Origin of the sequence: Micromonospora sp. CPM1 (assembly GCF_023896895.1) — a bacterium.
In the GTDB taxonomy this organism is placed as follows: domain Bacteria; phylum Actinomycetota; class Actinomycetes; order Mycobacteriales; family Micromonosporaceae; genus Micromonospora; species Micromonospora tulbaghiae.
The window spans coordinates 38,132-54,379 of the sequence record NZ_JAMHIU010000001.1 but is presented as its reverse complement, the minus strand read 5'-3'; the positions used below and the strand labels follow the sequence as shown (position 1 = coordinate 54,379).

The following is a 16,248-nucleotide window of genomic DNA, read 5'->3' as shown; positions in this document are numbered from 1 at the left end:
CCACCGGACACCGCGGCGACGCCGCCGCCGGGGTGGGGACGCCACAACTCAAAGGGGGCCGCGTGTCAGCTGACGCCGAAGTGATCGACATCCAGCCCGCCCGGCGCCTGCGGGTGCTGCTGCTCTCCTGGGAGTACCCGCCGGTGCTCGTCGGTGGCCTCGGCCGCCACGTCCACGCGCTCTCCGTGGCGCTGGCCGCCGCCGGGCACGAGGTCACAGTCGTCACCCGCCACGCCGAGGGCGCTCCCCTGGAGGAGTACGCCGACGGCGTCCGCATCGTCCGCGCCGCCGAGGACCCGGTCCGGTTCCCGCTGGCCACCGGATCACTGCTGGCCTGGACCATGGCGTTCAACCACACCCTGACCCGGGCCGCGCTGCGCGCCGCCTCCGCCGCCTCCTACGACGTCATCCACGCCCACGACTGGCTCGTCGCGCACACCGCCGTCACGCTGGCCGAGCACCTCGACGTGCCGCTGGTGACCACCATCCACGCCACCGAGGCGGGCCGGCACCAGGGCTGGCTGCCCGAGGAGATGAACCGCACCATCCACGGCGTCGAACACTGGCTGAGCAACGCCTCCGGCCGGGTGATCGCCTGCTCCGGTTACATGCGCGACCAGGTGGCCCGGCTGTTCGGCGTACCGGCCGGGCGCATCGACGTGGTCGCCAACGGCGTCGACGACCGGGCCTGGCGGGCGCGGCCGCACGCGGTCGCCTCCGCCCGGGCGCGCTTCGCCGCGGGCGGGCCGCTCGTCGGGTACGCCGGCCGGCTGGTCTACGAGAAGGGCGTGCAGCACCTGGTGCACGCCGTGCCGCACCTGGCGAAGCGGCACCCCCGCCTGCGGGTGGTGATCGCCGGGGACGGGCCGTACAAGGACGAGCTGGTCGACCAGGCGCGGCGGCTGCACCTGGGGGACACGGTCCGGTTCGCCGGTTTCATGGACGCCACCCAGCTGCCCGCGGTGCTCGCCGCCACCGACGCCACTGTGATCCCCAGCCTCTACGAGCCGTTCGGCATGATCGCGCTGGAGGCGGCGGCCGCCGGAGCACCGCTCGCGGTGGCACGCACCGGCGGGCTGGCCGAGATCGTCGAGCCCGGCGTGACCGGCGTGACGTTCCCGCACGGCGACCCGGACGCGCTGGCCGGCGCCGTCGACCGGCTGCTCGGCGACGAGGTCTTCGCCCGGCGGGTGGCGCGCAAGGCCCGGACCATGGTCAGCCGGCGGTACACCTGGTCCGCGATCGCCGCCCGGACCGCCGGAAGCTACGCCGCCGCCCGCCGCGACCACGACGCGTTCCAGGCCCGCCGGGCCACCGCCCTGCTGGCCGGCGACCGGTCCCCGATCGCCGTCCCGGAGGGCAACCTGCTCGCCGGCGCGGCAGGTTAGGGGCATGACGCACTGACAGGCGATAGGTACCGTCCGATCCGTTGGCTATTGTGGACCACTGACCAGCGGTGAGGAGTGCGGTGCGGGAGGTATTGATCGCGGGGCGGTACCGCCTGCTCGAACTGGTCGGCCGCGGCGGGATGGGCCAGGTCTGGCGGGCGCGCGACGAGGAGCTGCAACGCGAGGTCGCGGTGAAGCAGGTCGTGCCGCCGAACTGGCTCGCCGAGAACGAGCGGGACGAACTGCGCGCCCGTACGCTGCGCGAGGCGCGCACGTCCGCGCGCCTCAACCACCCCAACGTGGTGCGGGTCTACGACGTGGTCCGGGTCCAGGGCGAGCCCTGGCTGATCATGGAGTACGTCCCGTCCCGCTCGCTCCAGGAGATCATCGAGAGCGACGGGCCGCTGCCGCCCGGACGGGCCGCAGAGATCGGCCTGTCGGTGCTCGCCGCGCTGCGCGCCGCGCACGACGCCGGGGTGCTGCACCGCGACGTGAAGCCCGCGAACGTGCTGCTGGCCCGGGACGGGCGGGTGCTGCTCACCGACTTCGGGCTGGCGGTGTTCGAGGGCGGCGACGGCGCGATGACCCGGCCCGGTCTGGTCCTCGGCTCCCCCCAGTACGTGGCACCGGAGCGGGCCGCCGAGGGCGTGTCGAGCGTCGAGGCGGACATGTGGTCGCTCGGCGCCACGCTGCACGCCGCGGTGGAGGGCCGCTCGCCGTACGCCCGCAGCACCGCGATGGCCACGCTCGCCGCGCTCGCCACCCGGCCGCCCGACCCGGCCCCGCACGCCGGCCCGCTGATGCCGGTGCTGGCCGGGCTGCTGCGGCGCGATCCGCGTACCCGCCTCGGGCACCGCGAGACGGCGCGCCTGCTCGGCGTCGCCGCGGTGTCGGAGGCCGACGCGGAGGCCGCCGGCTCCGCGGTACGCGCCCCAGCCGGATCGTCCGACCGGCCGGCCTCCGGACGAGATGCCGACGGTCCGGCGGGTGACGAGCCGGGGTCACCGGGGAACCCGGCGGCTCCGGGCGGCATCTACCCGGACCTGATGCCGCCGGCCGCCGCCGCCCGCGCGTGGAGCCGGGCGGCCAAGCGCAGCGAATGGGCCCCGCCCGCCGAGGGCGACCGCGCGCCACCGTCGGGGGACACGGCCGGCGCCGCTGACCCGGCCGGCCGCGCTGTCCCGGCGGCCCGCGCGGACGCGGGGAGCCCGTCGTCCCCGGCCGGCCGTTCGGGGGCGGCCGGGCGCGCGGACGCAGGCGGTCCCTCGTCCCCGGGCGGCCCGCCGGATGCGGACCGTCGCGCCGAGGTGAACGGCGGCTCGGGTGCGGTCGCAGGCTCGGGTGCGGTCGGCGGTCCCACTGAGGGCGGCGGCCGGGCCGCGGCCGGTGGTTCGGCCGCGATCGGCGGCTCGGGTGTGGTCGGCCGGTCGGCCGCGGTGGGCCGGGCGGCGCCACCGGATCGCGCCCGGGCCGGTGACCCGGAGCGGAGCCGCACCGGTGAGCCGGAGCAGGCCGCCCCGGACGCGACCCCGGAGCCGCCCCGGAGGGGGCCGGCCCGCCCGGGTCCGATCAGCCTCGGCCCGACGGTCCTCACCAGCTTCGTCGACCCGGGCAGCCCGGCCGGCCCGGAGTCGGCGCCCCGCGCCGACGCCCTCAGCCCGGTGCACATCGTCGGCCCCGGCGCCGCGCCGGTCGCCAAGCCTCCCCCGGTCGCCCACAGCGGGCCGGTCGACAGCGGCGCGGTGCATCCCGCCCCACCCCGGCCCGCCGGGGTCCCCCGCCCCGCCGATCCCCCGCTGACCTCGGGTGACGGGAACCCGCTGCACCGCTGGGGACTCGTGCTGGGAGCCGTGCTGCTGGCCGTGGCGACCGGTGTGGGCACCGCGCTGGCGATCACCGGCGGCCGGGACGAGACGCCGCAGGCGGGCAGTTCGACCGAGGCCGTCGCCCGCCCCTGGGACCGCCCGCCCGGGCCGGGCGCGCCGCCTCCGCCGTTCCCCTGCGTCCGGCCCGACGTGGCCGGCACGCCGGTCCGCAAGGGTCCGCCCCCGGACGACCCGCGGGTGACCGTACCGGCCGGTTGGGTCTGGCCCGCCGACACCGGCGGCTTCCGCATCGCCCTGCCCGCCGGCTGGCTGCAACTGCGTTCCGGCGACACCACCTGCTTCCAGGACCCGGCGACGCGGCGCATCCTGGGCGTCGAGCCGTACCCGGGTGGTGATCCGGTGGGCCGGCTGAAGTCGTCCGAGCGGGATCTGACCTCGGCCGGCCGGTTGCCGGACTACCTGCGGGTCCGGCTTGAGTCCGACGGCCCGGGCGCGGCGTGGGAGTGCCTCTGGACCGCGCCCTACGGGGAGCGGATGCACGCGATGCGCGTCCTGCCCGGCGAACGGGCCGGCTGGACGCTCGGCTGGACCACGTCCGACGCCGACTGGACCGCCGCCTCGAAGCAGTTCGCCGTCATCCGCGCGAGCCTCGGCACCGTCAAGCCCACCCGTACGGCAGGCTGAGGCGGCGTCCGCGGCACCCCTTCCCCAGTGGACCGTCCGGCTGATGCCCCGCTGTCGCACGGGCTGACTACAGTGGCGTAGTTTTTGTGGATCAAGATCTTCGGGAAGGGCGAGCCGAGATGATGGGACCGTCCCACGCGCTCTCGGGCGCGGCGGTGTGGCTGACCGGCTCCTGGGCGATGGCCCAGTTCGCGGACTACCACCAGACACCGCTGGCCCTGGCGGTGGGCACCGCGGTCTGCGCCGGTGGAGCCCTCTTCCCCGACCTCGACCTGTCCGGGAAGGTCACCCGTAACCAGGGCGGCGCCACCGTGGCCCGCACGTTCGGTGTGGTCAGCCTCTTCGTCGCCGAGGTGATGGAGAAGATCTCGCTCGGCGTCTACTACGCCACCAAGCTCAGCAAGGATCCGCGCCGCAACAACGGGCACCGCACGCTGACCCACACCATCCCGTTCACGGTGCTCGTCGGCTGGGGCACCACCGCGCTGTGCGCCCACTACGGCAAGTGGGCGGTGGTCGGCATCCTCTTCTTCATGATCGGCCTGGCGCTGCGCGGGCTCTTCGACAAGTGGGCCGAGCGCGCCGGCTGGGTGGTGGTGACGCTGGTGTCCGCCGCCGCGGCCTGGTTCACGTTCGCCAACCTGCCCGGCGACCGGGGCTATCCGATGATCGGGCTCGCGGTCGGCGTGGGCTGTTTCGTGCACATCCTCGGCGACATGATCACCCGGGCCGGCGTGCCGATCCTCTGGCCCATCCCGATCAGACGCCGCATGTGGACGATGGTCGGCCTGCCCAACAAGATCGCCCTGCGTACCGGCAGCAAGGCCGAGACGGTGGTGCTGCGCACCGCGATGACGATCCTGTCCGTGCTGGCCGCGGTGGGGCTGGTCGCCCCCTCGGTGCTGCAGCGCTTCGACATCCAGATGTAGGTCAGCCCGCTTCGGCGCGCACCGCACGAGCCGTGGCCGCCCGGTGCCGGATCATCCGGGCCGTCCATCCCACACCGCCGGCGATGAGCACGTACGCCGCCGTCGGCGGGAGGACCAGCAGCGCGGCGATCCCGGCCACCGGCGGCACCCTGGCGCCGGGCACGTCCGTGACGACCGCCGCCGCGGCGGCGTACCCGGCGGCCAGCACGACCGCGACGAGCCCGGCGAATGCGAGCGCCGGACCGGTCCGCCGCCGGCCCGCGGCCTCACCGAGCGCGACCGCCGGCGCGAACAGCAGCGGCAGCGCGGCCACGCCGAGCAACGCCGCGATCAGCACCAGCAGCGGTCCGGCCAGCGGGCCGCCCGGGTCGGCGCCGGTGACGAGCGCGTACGCCAGCAGCCCGAGGTAGCCGACGACCGCCTCCGCGACGACGACGAGCCACGCCGCCGCGGCTCCCGCGAGATGACGAGCGACAGTGGTGCCCACGTTGTCCCCTCCCCCGTACGGACGGCGCCACGACCGTCCGATGAGAACGGTAGTGCCCGGGGTTGCGGCGGGCAGAGGCCGCACCCGACATCACTCTGGGTAGGGAAGCAGTAGTCGTCGATCATCCGCGCGGACGACCGACGACACGCTAATGCGCATTAGCGCCGAGGTCCGCCTACTGTCGCGCGCTCGGTCCGTCCTTGTCAAGATCCCCCGCCCGAACAGCCGCCGGGCGGCGGCGGTCGCGACTGCTAATCCGCATTAGATCAGGGAGTTCATCGAACGGAAATCTTCCGGCCACCCCTTGACAGGACGCCGGGAGAGCAGCGAGGCTCCATCCCGACCCGATCGCTAATACGCATTAGCGGCAGTGGAAGGACCGACGTGACTCCTCCCCCCAGGCGTGTCACCCAGCGTGACATCGCGCGAATGGCCGGCGTCAGCCAGGCGACCGTGTCGCTGGTGCTCAACAACCGCACCGACGCCGACGTCCGGATCGCGCCGGAGACACGGGACCGGGTGTTGCAGGTCATCGCCGAGACGGGGTACGCCGCCGACCCGGCCGCCCGCCGCCTCGCCTCCGGGTTCAACCGGATCATCGGCGTCTTCACCTACGAGCCGGCCTTCCCCAGCGGCAGCCGGGACTTCTTCCACCCGTTCCTGCTCGGCATCGAGGAGTACGCCGAACGCGTCGGCTGCGACCTGCTGCTGTTCACCAGCGCGCCGGTGGTGGACGGCCGGCGGCGCATCTTCCACCAGGACAACCGGCTGCGCCTGGCCGACGGATGCATCCTGCTCGGCCGGGAGATCGACGGCGCGGAGCTGCTCCGGCTCAACCGCGACGGGTTCCCCTACGTCGCCGTCGGGCGCCGCGACGACGCCGGCGGACCGGTGCCCTACGTCGGCGCCGACTACGCCAGCGCGGTCCACCGGCTGGCGGATCGGGCGCTGGACCTGGGGCACCGGCGCCTGACGTACGTGGGCATGGGCACCGCGGCCGAGTCCTCGCACGACCGGCGCAGTGGTTTCCACGCCGGCGCGGCCGGCGCGGAGAGCGCCCGCCAGATCACCGCGACGGCGGAGACCGCCGACGCCACAGTGGACGACCTGCGGGCCGACGGCAGCACCGTCGCCTTCGTGGAGGACTTCGCCACCGCCGTGGCGCTGGAGGCGGCCGCCCGCCGCAAGGGGCTGACGGTGCCCGGTGGCCTGTCCGTCGTGACCCTCGGCGACCCGACCGTCCCGGTGCCCACCGACATCACGTTCACCGGGTTCCGCATCCCGCGCGAGGAGATGGGCCGCCAGGCCGTCGAGGTGCTCACCGGCGTCATCGACGGCAGCGCCGGCGGCCTCCAGCAACGGCTCCTGCCCTGCGAACTCGTCGAGGGCGACACCCTCGGCGTCCCTGGAACGGCGGCCGACCGGCGCTGACACGCCCGGCCGCGCAACTGGAAGGAAGCAAGTGGTACTAATGCGTGCGGACGTCCTCGTCGTCGGGGGCGGACTGGGCGGTGTCGCCGCGGCGCTGGCCGCGGCCCGTGCCGGGCGGTCCGTCATCCTGACCGAGGAGTTCGACTGGCTCGGCGGGCAGCTCACCAGCCAGGCGGTCCCGCCGGACGAGCACTCCTGGATCGAGCAGTTCGGCGCCACCGCGAGCTACCGGGAGTTGCGCGACGGCATCCGCGACTACTACCGCCGCCACTACCCGCTGACCGAGCGGTCCCGGGCGTGGACCGACCTGAACCCGGGTGCCGGCTGGGTGAGCCGGCTCTGTCACGAGCCCCGGGTGGCGGTCGCCGTGCTGGAGCAGATGCTCGCGCCGTACCGCGGGTCCGGGCGGCTGACGGTGCTCCAGCCGTACCGGCCGGTCGCGGCCGAGACCGACGGCGACCGGGTCACCGGCGTCACGCTCGCCCACCGGGACCGCGACGAGCGGATCGAGGTGGAGGCGCCGTACGTCCTGGACGCCACCGAGACCGGTGAGCTGCTGCCGCTGACCGGCACCGAGTACGTGACCGGGTTCGAGTCGCAGGCGCAGACCGGTGAGCCGAGCGCGCCCGCCGAGGCGCAGCCGCTGAACATGCAGGCGGTGTCCGTCTGCTTCGCGCTGGACCACGTCGACGGCGACCACACCATCGACCGTCCCGCCGGCTACGACTTCTGGCGCGACTACAAGCCCGACTTCTGGGGCGACCGGCTGCTGTCCTGGCGGTCGCCGCACCCGCGCACGCTGGAGATCGTCGAGCGCAGCTTCACCCCGAACCCGGACGACGACCCGCTGGGCGTCAACGCCGACCAGCGGCTCAACCCGGGCGACGGCAACCTGTGGACGTTCCGGCGCATCGCGGCGCGGCGCAACTTCGTCGACGGCGCGTACGGCAGCGACATCACACTCGTCAACTGGCCGATGATCGACTACTTCGAGGGACCGGTCATCGACGTGCCGAACGCGTCCTGGCACCTGTCCCAGGCGCGCGAGCTGTCGTACTCCGTCCTGTACTGGCTGCAGACCGAGGCGCCCCGCCCCGACGGCGGCACCGGCTTCCCCGGGCTGCGGCTGCGCGGCGACGTGACCGGCAGCGCCGACGGGCTGGCGCAGGCCCCCTACATCCGGGAGTCGCGCCGCATCCGCGCCGAGTACACGGTGGCCGAGCAGGACCTCTCCCTCGCGGTACGCGGCGAGCACGGCGCGGTGAGCTACCCCGACTCCGTCGGCGTCGGCATGTACCGCATCGACCTGCACCCGTCGACCGGCGGCGACAACTACATCGACGTCGGCTCCTGCCCGTTCGAGATCCCGCTCGGCGCGCTCATCCCGCAGCGGATGGAGAACCTGCTGCCGGCCGGCAAGAACATCGGCACCACGCACATCACCAACGGCAGCTACCGGCTGCACCCGGTCGAGTGGAACGTCGGTGAGGTCGCCGGCCTGCTCGCCGACTTCTGCCTTGCGCGGGGCGAGTCCCCGCGCGCGGTCCGCGGCACCCCCCGCCTGCTGGCCGAATTCACGGACCGCATCTCGGCCGCCGGCGTGGAATGCCGCTGGCCGCAGGTCGCGGGTTACTGAACCCCCGGTGAGGAGATGAAAGTGAGATACGGAAGATTGTCCGGTCTGGTCGCGGCGACCATGGCCGGTGTGCTCGCGCTTACTGCCTGTGGCGGTGGCGACGGGGCCAAGGACGACGGTCCGGTCAGCCTGCGGATGGCCGTCTGGTCCGCCAACGAGGCGCACATGAAGCTGTTCAACGAGATCGCCGACGAGTACCGGAAGAACAACCCGGACGTCGCGGAGATCAAGTTCGACCCGCTGCCGTTCGAGAACTACACCACGACGCTGACCACGCAGATCGCCGGTGGCAACGCGCCGGACCTGGCGTGGATCTTCGAGAACTCGGCTCCGGACTTCGTCGCCTCCGGCGCGCTGCGCCCGCTCGACGACACCCTGAAGAAGGCCGAGGGCTACCAGTACGACGACCTGTCCCCCGCCACGCTGAAGCTCTGGCAGGACGACGGGAAGCTCTTCGCGTACCCGTTCTCGACCTCGCCGTTCGGCGTGTTCGTCAACAACGACATGCTCAAGAAGGCCGGGCAGAAGACGCCGGCCGAGCTGATCGCGGCCGGTCAGTGGAACTGGGACACCGCGCTGGCCGCGGCCGGCGCCACCGCGGCGAAGTCCGGCAAGGCCGGGCTCGTGTTCCGCGACTTCGACTACAAGGGCTGGGACAACCTGGCCACGTTCTGGACCGGCTGGGGCGCCCAGGCGTGGAGCGAGGACGGCCGGAGCTGCGGCTTCAACAGCCCGGAGATGGTCGAGGCGATGACCACGCTGCACAAGGCGATCTTCACCGGCAAGGCGCTGCCCGGACCGGGCACGACTGCCGACTTCTTCGCCGGTGACGCGGCCATGACCGTCACCCAGATCTCCCGCGCCTCGCTGCTGAAGGACGACGGCTTCGAGTGGGACCTGGTCCCGCTGCCGGCCGGCCCGAAGGGCCCGTACGCGGTGTCCGGCCAGGCCGGCATCGGCGTGCTGAAGAAGAGTCCGCACGCCGAGCAGGCCGCCGACTTCCTGGCCTTCTTCACCAACCCCGCGAACTCGGCGAAGCTGGCCCAGTTCTTCCCGCCGCCGCGGCAGTCCCAGCTCACCGCCGAGACGCTGGCCAAGACGAACCCGAAGCTCAAGCCGGAGCAGCTCCAGAAGGTCGTCATCGACGGCATCACCAACGGCGTGGTCAAGCCCAGCCACGCCGGGCAGGCCGAGCTGAGCCAGCAGGTGCGTGCCGCGCTCGATCCGCTGTGGCAGGCGGACGCGGACGTCAAGGGCGTACTCGACGGCGTCTGCACCAAGATCCAGCCGCTGCTGGCGAAGTAGGGCCGAGGATCATGACCCAGACGGACACCAGGGTGGGCCCGGCTGCTGCCGGGCCCACCCCGGGCCGGGCCCGGCCGTTCTGGACCACCCGCCGCCGGGACCAGCTCACCGGATACCTGTTCATCACCCCGCAGTTGCTCGGCAGCGTGGTCTTCGTGATCCTGCCGCTGGTCCTCGTGTTCTGGTACAGCCTGCACGAGTGGAACGTGCTGGCCGGCAGCTTCGACTACATCGGCACCGACAACTACGCCGCGCTGGCCGACGACCCCAACCTGGGCCCGGTGCTGCGGTCGACCGGCCTGTTCTCGGTCGGTCTGGTCGTGTTCAACCTCGGCCTGGCGCTGCTGCTGGCCGTCCTGCTCAACCAGAAGCTGCGCGGCACGATCGTGTTCCGCACGCTGTTCTTCTCCCCCGTGGTGGTCTCGCTGGTCGCGTGGACCATCGTCTGGGGCTTCCTGCTCCAGGACAACGGCGGCGTCAACGGCCTGCTCGACACCATCGGCGTCGACGGTCCCAACTGGCTGCGCGGCGAGGGCACGGCGATGCTGTCCGTGATCGTCGTGCAGGTGTTCAAGAACGTCGGCCTGAACATGGTGCTGTTCCTGGCCGCGCTCCAGGGCGTGCCGGCCGAGCTGTACGAGGCCGCCGAGGTCGACGGCGCGAGCCGGATGCGCCAGTTCTGGCGGATCACCGTGCCGCTGATCAGCCCGACGATCATGCTGACGTCGATCATCACGGTGGTCGGCTCGTTGCAGGTGTTCGCGCAGATCGCGGTGCTCACCCAGGGTGGGCCCGGCACCTCGACCACGGTGCTCGTCTACTACCTCTACCAGCAGGCCTTCCAGTTCCATCACTTCGGCTACGGCGCGACGCTGTCGATCCTGCTGTTCGTCATCGTGCTCGCGCTGACGGTGCTGCAGTGGCAGATGCGCAAGAGGTGGGTCTTCCATGAATCGTGAGCTGTCCCGGCGGACCAAGCTGGTGCTCTACGGCGTACTGATGGTCCTGGCCGTTCCGTTCGTGTTCCCCACCTGGTGGATGGTCACCTCGTCGCTGAAGCCGGTGGCGGACATCTTCTCCTTCCCGCCGCAACTGCTGCCGACCGATCCGCGGGTGGACGCGTACCGGCGGGTGTTCGAGCTGCAGCCGTTCGGGCAGCAGTACCTGAACAGCCTCTACATCGCGCTGCTGGTCACCGTCGGCACGCTGGCGGTGGCGTCGCTGGCCGGGTACGCGTTCGCGCGGATCCGGTTCCGGGGACAGAACGTGCTGTTCCTGGTCGTCCTCGCGGGCCTGCTCATCCCGAGCGAGGTGACGATCGTGCCGCTGTTCCAGATGTTCTTCAAGCTCGACCTGATCGACACCCACTGGCCGCTGATCCTGGTGCCGATCTTCGGGGCGCCGAGCGTGCTGGCGACGTTCATCATGCGGCAGTTCTTCATCAGCCTCCCCGGTGAGCTGGAGGAGGCGGCCCGGGTCGACGGGCTGGGACGCTTCGCCACGTTCTGGAAGATCGCGCTGCCGCTGTCCCGGCCCGCGCTCGGCGCGGTGGCCATCTTCACGTTCCTGCACAGCTGGAACCTGTACCTGGAACCGATCGTGTTCCTGTCCTCGCCGGACAAGTTCACCCTGCCGCAGGCGCTCACCCAGTTCGTCGACGCGTACGGCGGCCCGATGTGGGACGTCCAGCTCGCCGCGGCGTCGATGACCGCCCTGCCGGTGCTGGCGGTGTTCGTCATCGCGCAGAAGCAGTTCGTCGAGGGCCTCGCGCACACCGGCCTGAAGGGATGACCGGGCCGGTCGTCGGGATCGACATCGGCGGCACCAAGACCGCCGCCGCCCTCGTCGGTCCCGGTGCGCGGGTGCTCGACCGCCGCGAGGCGCCGACCCCCGCCCGCGGCGGGCCGGCCGCGGTGCTGGACACCGCCGCCGGCCTGGCCGCGGACCTGCTAGCCGCCGCCGGCCCCGGGCCGGTCGGAGTGGGCACCGCGGGCACCGTCGACCCGACGACCGGCGTCATCAGGTACGCGACCGGCAGCCTGCCCGGGTGGGCCGGCACCCCGGTGGCCGACGAGCTGGCCGCACGGCTTGGCCGGCCGGTGCGCGTCACCAACGACGTGAGCGCGGCGGCGCTCGGCGAGTGCTGGGCCGGCGCCGGACGGGGCCGGGGGCACGTGCTGCTGGCCGCCGTCGGCACCGGGCTGGGCGGCGCGATCGTCCGCGACGGGCGGGTCGAGGGCGGCGCCCGGGGCGCGGCCGGCCAGCTCGGGCACCTGCCGGTCCCGGACGCGCACCGGCTGCGCTGCGGCTGCGGCCGGTACGGGCACCTGGAGGCGATCGCCTCCGGCACCGGCCTGTCCGCCGCGTACGCGCTGGCCGGCGGTGACCCGGTCACCGGGCGGGAGGTGGCGCGGCGCGCGGCGGCCGGTGACGCGACCGCCCGCCGGGCCGTCGAGCGGGCCGGTACTGCGCTCGGCGCGGCACTGGCCGGGCTGGTCGCGCTGCTCGACCCCGAGGCCGTCCTGGTCGCCGGTGGCGCCGCCGGCACCCTGCTGCCCGCCGCGACTGCCGCCTACCGGGCGGAGCTACCAGGCGGCTGGGCGCACGTGCCACTGCTTCCCGCGGCGCTGGGCGCCGACGCGGTGGTGGTCGGCGCCGCCCGGCTCGCCACCGCACCGAACCACCACGACGGAGGGACCAGCACGTGAGTGTCCTGGACGAACTGGCCGGCGGGCTGGTCGTGTCCTGCCAGCCCCTGCCCGACGACCCGGACGACCCGATGCGCGACCCGTACGTCCAGGCCCGCGTGGCCGCTGCCGTGGTCCGTGGCGGCGCGGTGGCGGTCCGGGTCAACGGCCCCGACGACGTGCGGGCGGTACGCGCCGCCGTCGACGTGCCGGTGATCGGGCTGTACAAGCACGGCACGCAGGGCGTGTTCATCACCCCGACCGCCGGGCACGCCCTCGAAGCGGCGCGGGCCGGGTCGCACGTCGTCGCGGTGGACGCCACCGACCGTCCCCGGCCCGACGGCCGGACCTTCGCCGACACCGTCCGCGCGGTGCACGAGCAGACCGAAGCGCTGGTCCTGGCCGACGTCTCCACCGTGGCCGAGGGCGTCGCCGCCGTCGAGGCCGGCGCGGACGCGGTCGCCACCACGCTGTCCGGCTACACGCCGGCCGGCCCAACGATCGACGGGCCCGACCTCGGGCTCGTGGCGCGACTCGCCGCGCTGCTGCCCGTGCCGGTGATCGCCGAGGGGCGCTACCGCACCACGGAGCAGATCAGCCGGGCCTTCGAGGCGGGGGCCCACGCGGTGGTGACGGGCAACGCCGTCACCTCACCGCTGTGGATCACCCGCCGGCTGGTTCCGGCCACCCCCCGGGCGGCGAGCGCACCGGAGAAGAGGGAGCATCGATGAAGAGAAGAACGCTTCTTGCGGCCACCGGCGCGGCCGGCCTGGCAACCGTGGCCCTCGGCGGCCCCGCCGTCGCCCGGCCCGCCGGCCGGGGACCGAGCGTGGCGCTGGTGCCGCTGGACGACCGGCCGGTCAACACGTACTGCGCCGAGATGACCGCCGCGAGCGCCGGCGCCGAGGTGCTGCTGCCGCCGCGGGACATGCTGGGCCGTTTCTTCACCCCCGGCGACGGCGCCGGCATCGCCCGCTGGCTCGACGGCACCGACGGCGTCGACGGGTACGTGATCTCGGTGAGCATGCTGGCGTACGGGGGCCTCATCGCCTCGCGTACCGCCGCACCGGCGCTGGCCGACGCGTTGCGCAACCTGGAGGCGATCCGGCGGCTGCGCACACGCGGGTCGGACACGGTGATCGAGGTACACGACACGATCCAGCGGCTCGCCATCACCAGCACCGGCACCGACCTGGACAACTACCGTGACCTGCTGGTCCAGTGGGCCAAGCTGTACGACCAGGTGGTCAACCTGGGCCAGGAGGCGCTGCGGGCCCAGCTCGACGACGTGCGGGCGCGCATCCCGGACGCCGTGGTCGAGGACTACCTGGCCGCCCGGGCACGCAACCACCAGGTCAACCGGCTGATGGTGGAGTGGGTGGCGGACGGGACGATCAGCCACCTGGTGCTCTCGGAGGACGACACCGCGCCGGTCGGCCTGGCCCGTGCCGAGCGGGTCGAGCTGGAGGCGCTGGTGGCGCGGCTCGGCGTCGGCGACCGGGTGGAGATCTTCCCCGGCGCCGACGAGGTGAACGCGCTGCTCGTCGCGCGCGTCGTCGCCGCCGGCGCCGCGCCCACCTACCGGGTGGAGTACGCCGGGGTGTCCGGCGAGGGCTGGACCGCCGCGCTGGAGGGCATCCCGTTCGCGGAGAACATCCGCCGGCACGTCACCTCGGTGGGCGGCCGGGTGGTAAGCGGCGACGCGGACATCGTCCTCGCGGTGAACACCCCGTCGGCCACGACCGGGCAGCGGGGCGCGGACCTGGACGCGTTCGTCGGCCGCATCGGCGAGCTGCTGGCCGCCGGCACCCAGGTGATCGTGGTGGACCCGCTGATCGTCAACAAGGGCGACCACGACCTGGTGTCCCGGATGGAGACCCGGCTGGACCTGCCGGCGCTGCTGTCGTACTCGGGGTGGAACACCGGCGGCAACGCGCTCGGGCTGGCGCTCGCGCACGGCACCGCGCGGTGGGCGTACCTGCGCTCCTCCGGCAGCGGCTTCGGCGTGCCGGAGCTGCGCGGGCCGGCCCAGGCGCACGCCGAGTACCTGCTCTACCGGTTCGTCAAGGACGACCCGTGGAAGAACGTGGTGCAGGTCGACGCGTACGCGCACGCCCGGGCGCAGGGCTGGGATCCGCTGGCGCTCACCGCCGAGCAGAAGCGCTACTTCGACGGCTGGGTACGCGACCGGCTGGTGCCGCTGACCGAGCGGTACTTCGCCGACCACTTCGCCGGGCACGAGCTGGTGCTCGGGACACGCGGACGCAAGACGTTCACCGCGACGCTGGACCGGGTCACGGCGGTACGGGTCGAGCTGCCGTGGGACCGGCTGTTCGAGGTCACGCTGGAGCCGAGCCTGCGGCTGCGCTGACCGGTGCGGGTGCGGTCCCCCGGGGCCGCACCCGCCTCAGCGGGGTGTCAGCAGGCAGAACTCGGTGCCGTCCGGGTCGGCCAGCACCACGTCGTCGGCGGTGTGTCTTCCCGTACCGGCCCGGGTCGCGCCGAGCGCGAGCAGCCGGTCGATCTCCGCGTCCCGGTCACCGTCCGCGGCCAGATCCAGGTGTACGCGGTCCCCGTCGCCGCGGTCCATCAGCGGCGGGCCGCTCCAGGTGACCTTCGCGCCTCCGCGCGGCGACTGGATCGCTGTCTCCTCGTCCTGGTCCCAGACCAGCGGCCAGCCCAGCGCCTCGCTCCAGAAGAGGCCGGCGGCCCGGGTGCCGTCGCAGTTGACCGCGCCGACCGGGCCGCAGCCGGCGAGGAAGGTGTTGCCCGCCCCGATGACGCAGAACTCGTTGCCCTCGGGGTCGGCGAGCACCACCTGGTCGTCGTCCGGGCCCTGGCCGATGTCGATGTGCCGCCCGCCCAGCACCAGCGCGCGGTCGACCGTCTCCTGCTGGGCCTGCGGCGACGCGCTGGTCACGTCGAAGTGCACGCGGTTCTGCACGGTCTTCGGCGCATCGCTGGGCAGGAAGCGGATACGGAAGTCGCTGTGGGCGTCCGGGCCCAGCGCCACGCCCTCGCGCGGGTCGTCGATGATCTCCCGGCCCAGCACCCCGGACCAGAACCGCGCGAGTCGTCGTGGGTCGCCCGCGTCGAGGCTGACCGCGTAGAGGTGTACCGCCATCCGCCCGTCTCCGATCCGCCGCCGTCGTCGGCGGCAGGTCAGGAGCGTAGGCCGGGCGGTCCGGGCGCGCAGCCGGATTTCGGGCCGTCAGGCGCCGACGCGCTGTTCGGGGATGGACAGGCCGTAGAGCGCCATCAGTTCCGGGCTGTCGATCCGGCTGCCGTCGGCCACCGAGTCGCAGGCGATGTCGACGATCTGGTCCTTGTGCGCCAGCAGGTACGGCCGCGCCCCCACGTCGGCGCTGGCGAGCGTGGCGATGCCGGACCAGTGCCGGCGGCCGAACAGCATCGGGTAGCCGCGCAGCCCGTCGTAGGTGGCGCAGACCAGCACGTCCGGGTACGGCAGCGCGGTGACCCGGCGGACCGCCGCCGCGGTGAGCCCGGGCATGTCCACCGGCACCACGACCACCGCCTCGATGTCGTCGTCGGTGAGCGCGGCGAGCCCGGCCCGGATCGAGGAGCCCACGCCGGTGCCCCAGGCGCGGTTGACCACGACAGTGGCGCCGCTCAGGTCGGTGGTCTGCCGCACCTGCTCGGCCGCCGCGCCCAGGACGACCACGACCTGCGCGCAGCCCGCCTCGGCCATCGTGTCGATCATCTGGCTGACCAGCGGCTTCTCGCCCTGGTGCAGCAGCGCTTCGGGTCCGCCGATGCGGCGGCCGCCACCGGCGGCGATGATCATTGCAGCGATCCGGTTCAGCGGTGCCCCCTCGATCTGGGGACGGACCGGGCACAGCCGCCCGGTCCGTCCC

General features: G+C 73.6%; 14 protein-coding genes. 11 read left to right on the top strand and 3 right to left on the bottom strand.

What is annotated here, in order from left to right:
- Positions 1-62 precede the first annotated feature (62 nt).
- The 3 genes from M8C11_RS00235 to M8C11_RS00225 all read left to right on the top strand — a co-directional run bounded on the left by M8C11_RS00235 (position 63) and on the right by M8C11_RS00225 (position 4,827).
- A complete protein-coding gene (locus tag M8C11_RS00235; RefSeq protein ID WP_252447669.1) occupies positions 63-1,388 on the top strand; it encodes a glycosyltransferase family 4 protein in 1,326 nt (441 codons plus the stop codon).
- 80 nt (positions 1,389-1,468) lie between these two features.
- The gene (locus M8C11_RS30455) at positions 1,469-3,898 is read left to right on the top strand and encodes a protein kinase (RefSeq protein ID WP_308212707.1); all 2,430 of its coding nucleotides are present in this window, start codon (positions 1,469-1,471) and stop codon (positions 3,896-3,898) included.
- A gap of 119 nt (positions 3,899-4,017) precedes the next feature.
- Entirely contained in the window at positions 4,018-4,827 is an 810-nt protein-coding gene (locus M8C11_RS00225; RefSeq protein WP_252447667.1) for a metal-dependent hydrolase, read from the top strand.
- Position 4,828: 1 nt separating this feature from the next.
- Here the strand turns inward: M8C11_RS00225 and M8C11_RS00220 are convergent, their stop codons facing one another.
- Positions 4,829-5,314, bottom strand: a complete 486-nt coding sequence (locus M8C11_RS00220) for a hypothetical protein (RefSeq protein ID WP_252447666.1) — start codon at positions 5,312-5,314, stop codon at positions 4,829-4,831.
- Positions 5,315-5,698: 384 nt separating this feature from the next.
- Here M8C11_RS00220 and M8C11_RS00215 point away from each other — a divergent pair, with 384 nt between their 5' ends.
- The 8 genes from M8C11_RS00215 to M8C11_RS00180 are packed head-to-tail and all read left to right on the top strand — an operon-like array spanning position 5,699 to position 14,744.
- On the top strand, positions 5,699-6,745 hold the full coding sequence (locus M8C11_RS00215) for a LacI family DNA-binding transcriptional regulator (protein ID WP_308212706.1): 1,047 nt from the start codon (positions 5,699-5,701) through the stop codon (positions 6,743-6,745).
- A gap of 40 nt (positions 6,746-6,785) precedes the next feature.
- Entirely contained in the window at positions 6,786-8,381 is a 1,596-nt protein-coding gene (locus M8C11_RS00210; protein WP_121686106.1) for an FAD-dependent oxidoreductase, read from the top strand.
- 21 nt (positions 8,382-8,402) lie between these two features.
- Positions 8,403-9,686, top strand: coding sequence for an extracellular solute-binding protein (locus tag M8C11_RS00205; protein WP_252447664.1), 1,284 nt, complete (start codon positions 8,403-8,405; stop codon positions 9,684-9,686).
- Between the two features lie 11 nt (positions 9,687-9,697).
- On the top strand, positions 9,698-10,645 hold the full coding sequence (locus M8C11_RS00200) for a carbohydrate ABC transporter permease (RefSeq protein WP_121686104.1): 948 nt from the start codon (positions 9,698-9,700) through the stop codon (positions 10,643-10,645).
- Positions 10,635-11,477 (top strand): carbohydrate ABC transporter permease, encoded by an 843-nt coding sequence (locus tag M8C11_RS00195; RefSeq protein WP_120569024.1) that lies wholly within the window; start codon positions 10,635-10,637, stop codon positions 11,475-11,477. Before M8C11_RS00200 ends, M8C11_RS00195 begins: the two co-directional genes overlap by 11 nt.
- Positions 11,474-12,394 carry an ROK family protein gene (locus M8C11_RS00190; protein ID WP_252447663.1) on the top strand — a complete coding sequence of 307 codons (921 nt, stop codon included), beginning with the start codon at positions 11,474-11,476 and terminating at the stop codon, positions 12,392-12,394. Before M8C11_RS00195 ends, M8C11_RS00190 begins: the two co-directional genes overlap by 4 nt.
- Positions 12,391-13,104 (top strand): N-acetylmannosamine-6-phosphate 2-epimerase, encoded by a 714-nt coding sequence (locus tag M8C11_RS00185; protein ID WP_252447662.1) that lies wholly within the window; start codon positions 12,391-12,393, stop codon positions 13,102-13,104. Before M8C11_RS00190 ends, M8C11_RS00185 begins: the two co-directional genes overlap by 4 nt.
- Positions 13,101-14,744, top strand: a complete 1,644-nt coding sequence (locus tag M8C11_RS00180) for a DUF4127 family protein (protein WP_252447661.1) — start codon at positions 13,101-13,103, stop codon at positions 14,742-14,744. Before M8C11_RS00185 ends, M8C11_RS00180 begins: the two co-directional genes overlap by 4 nt.
- A 36-nt stretch (positions 14,745-14,780) precedes the next feature.
- On the opposite strand, the gene M8C11_RS00175 is transcribed toward M8C11_RS00180, so the two are convergent.
- Both M8C11_RS00175 and M8C11_RS00170 read right to left on the bottom strand, forming a co-directional pair.
- On the bottom strand, positions 14,781-15,497 hold the full coding sequence (locus M8C11_RS00175; RefSeq protein WP_252447660.1) for a VOC family protein: 717 nt from the start codon (positions 15,495-15,497) through the stop codon (positions 14,781-14,783).
- Between the two features lie 87 nt (positions 15,498-15,584).
- Positions 15,585-16,178: an NTP transferase domain-containing protein gene (locus M8C11_RS00170; protein ID WP_120569019.1), complete on the bottom strand. Its 594-nt coding sequence runs from the start codon at positions 16,176-16,178 to the stop codon at positions 15,585-15,587.
- Positions 16,179-16,248: the final 70 nt, after the last annotated feature.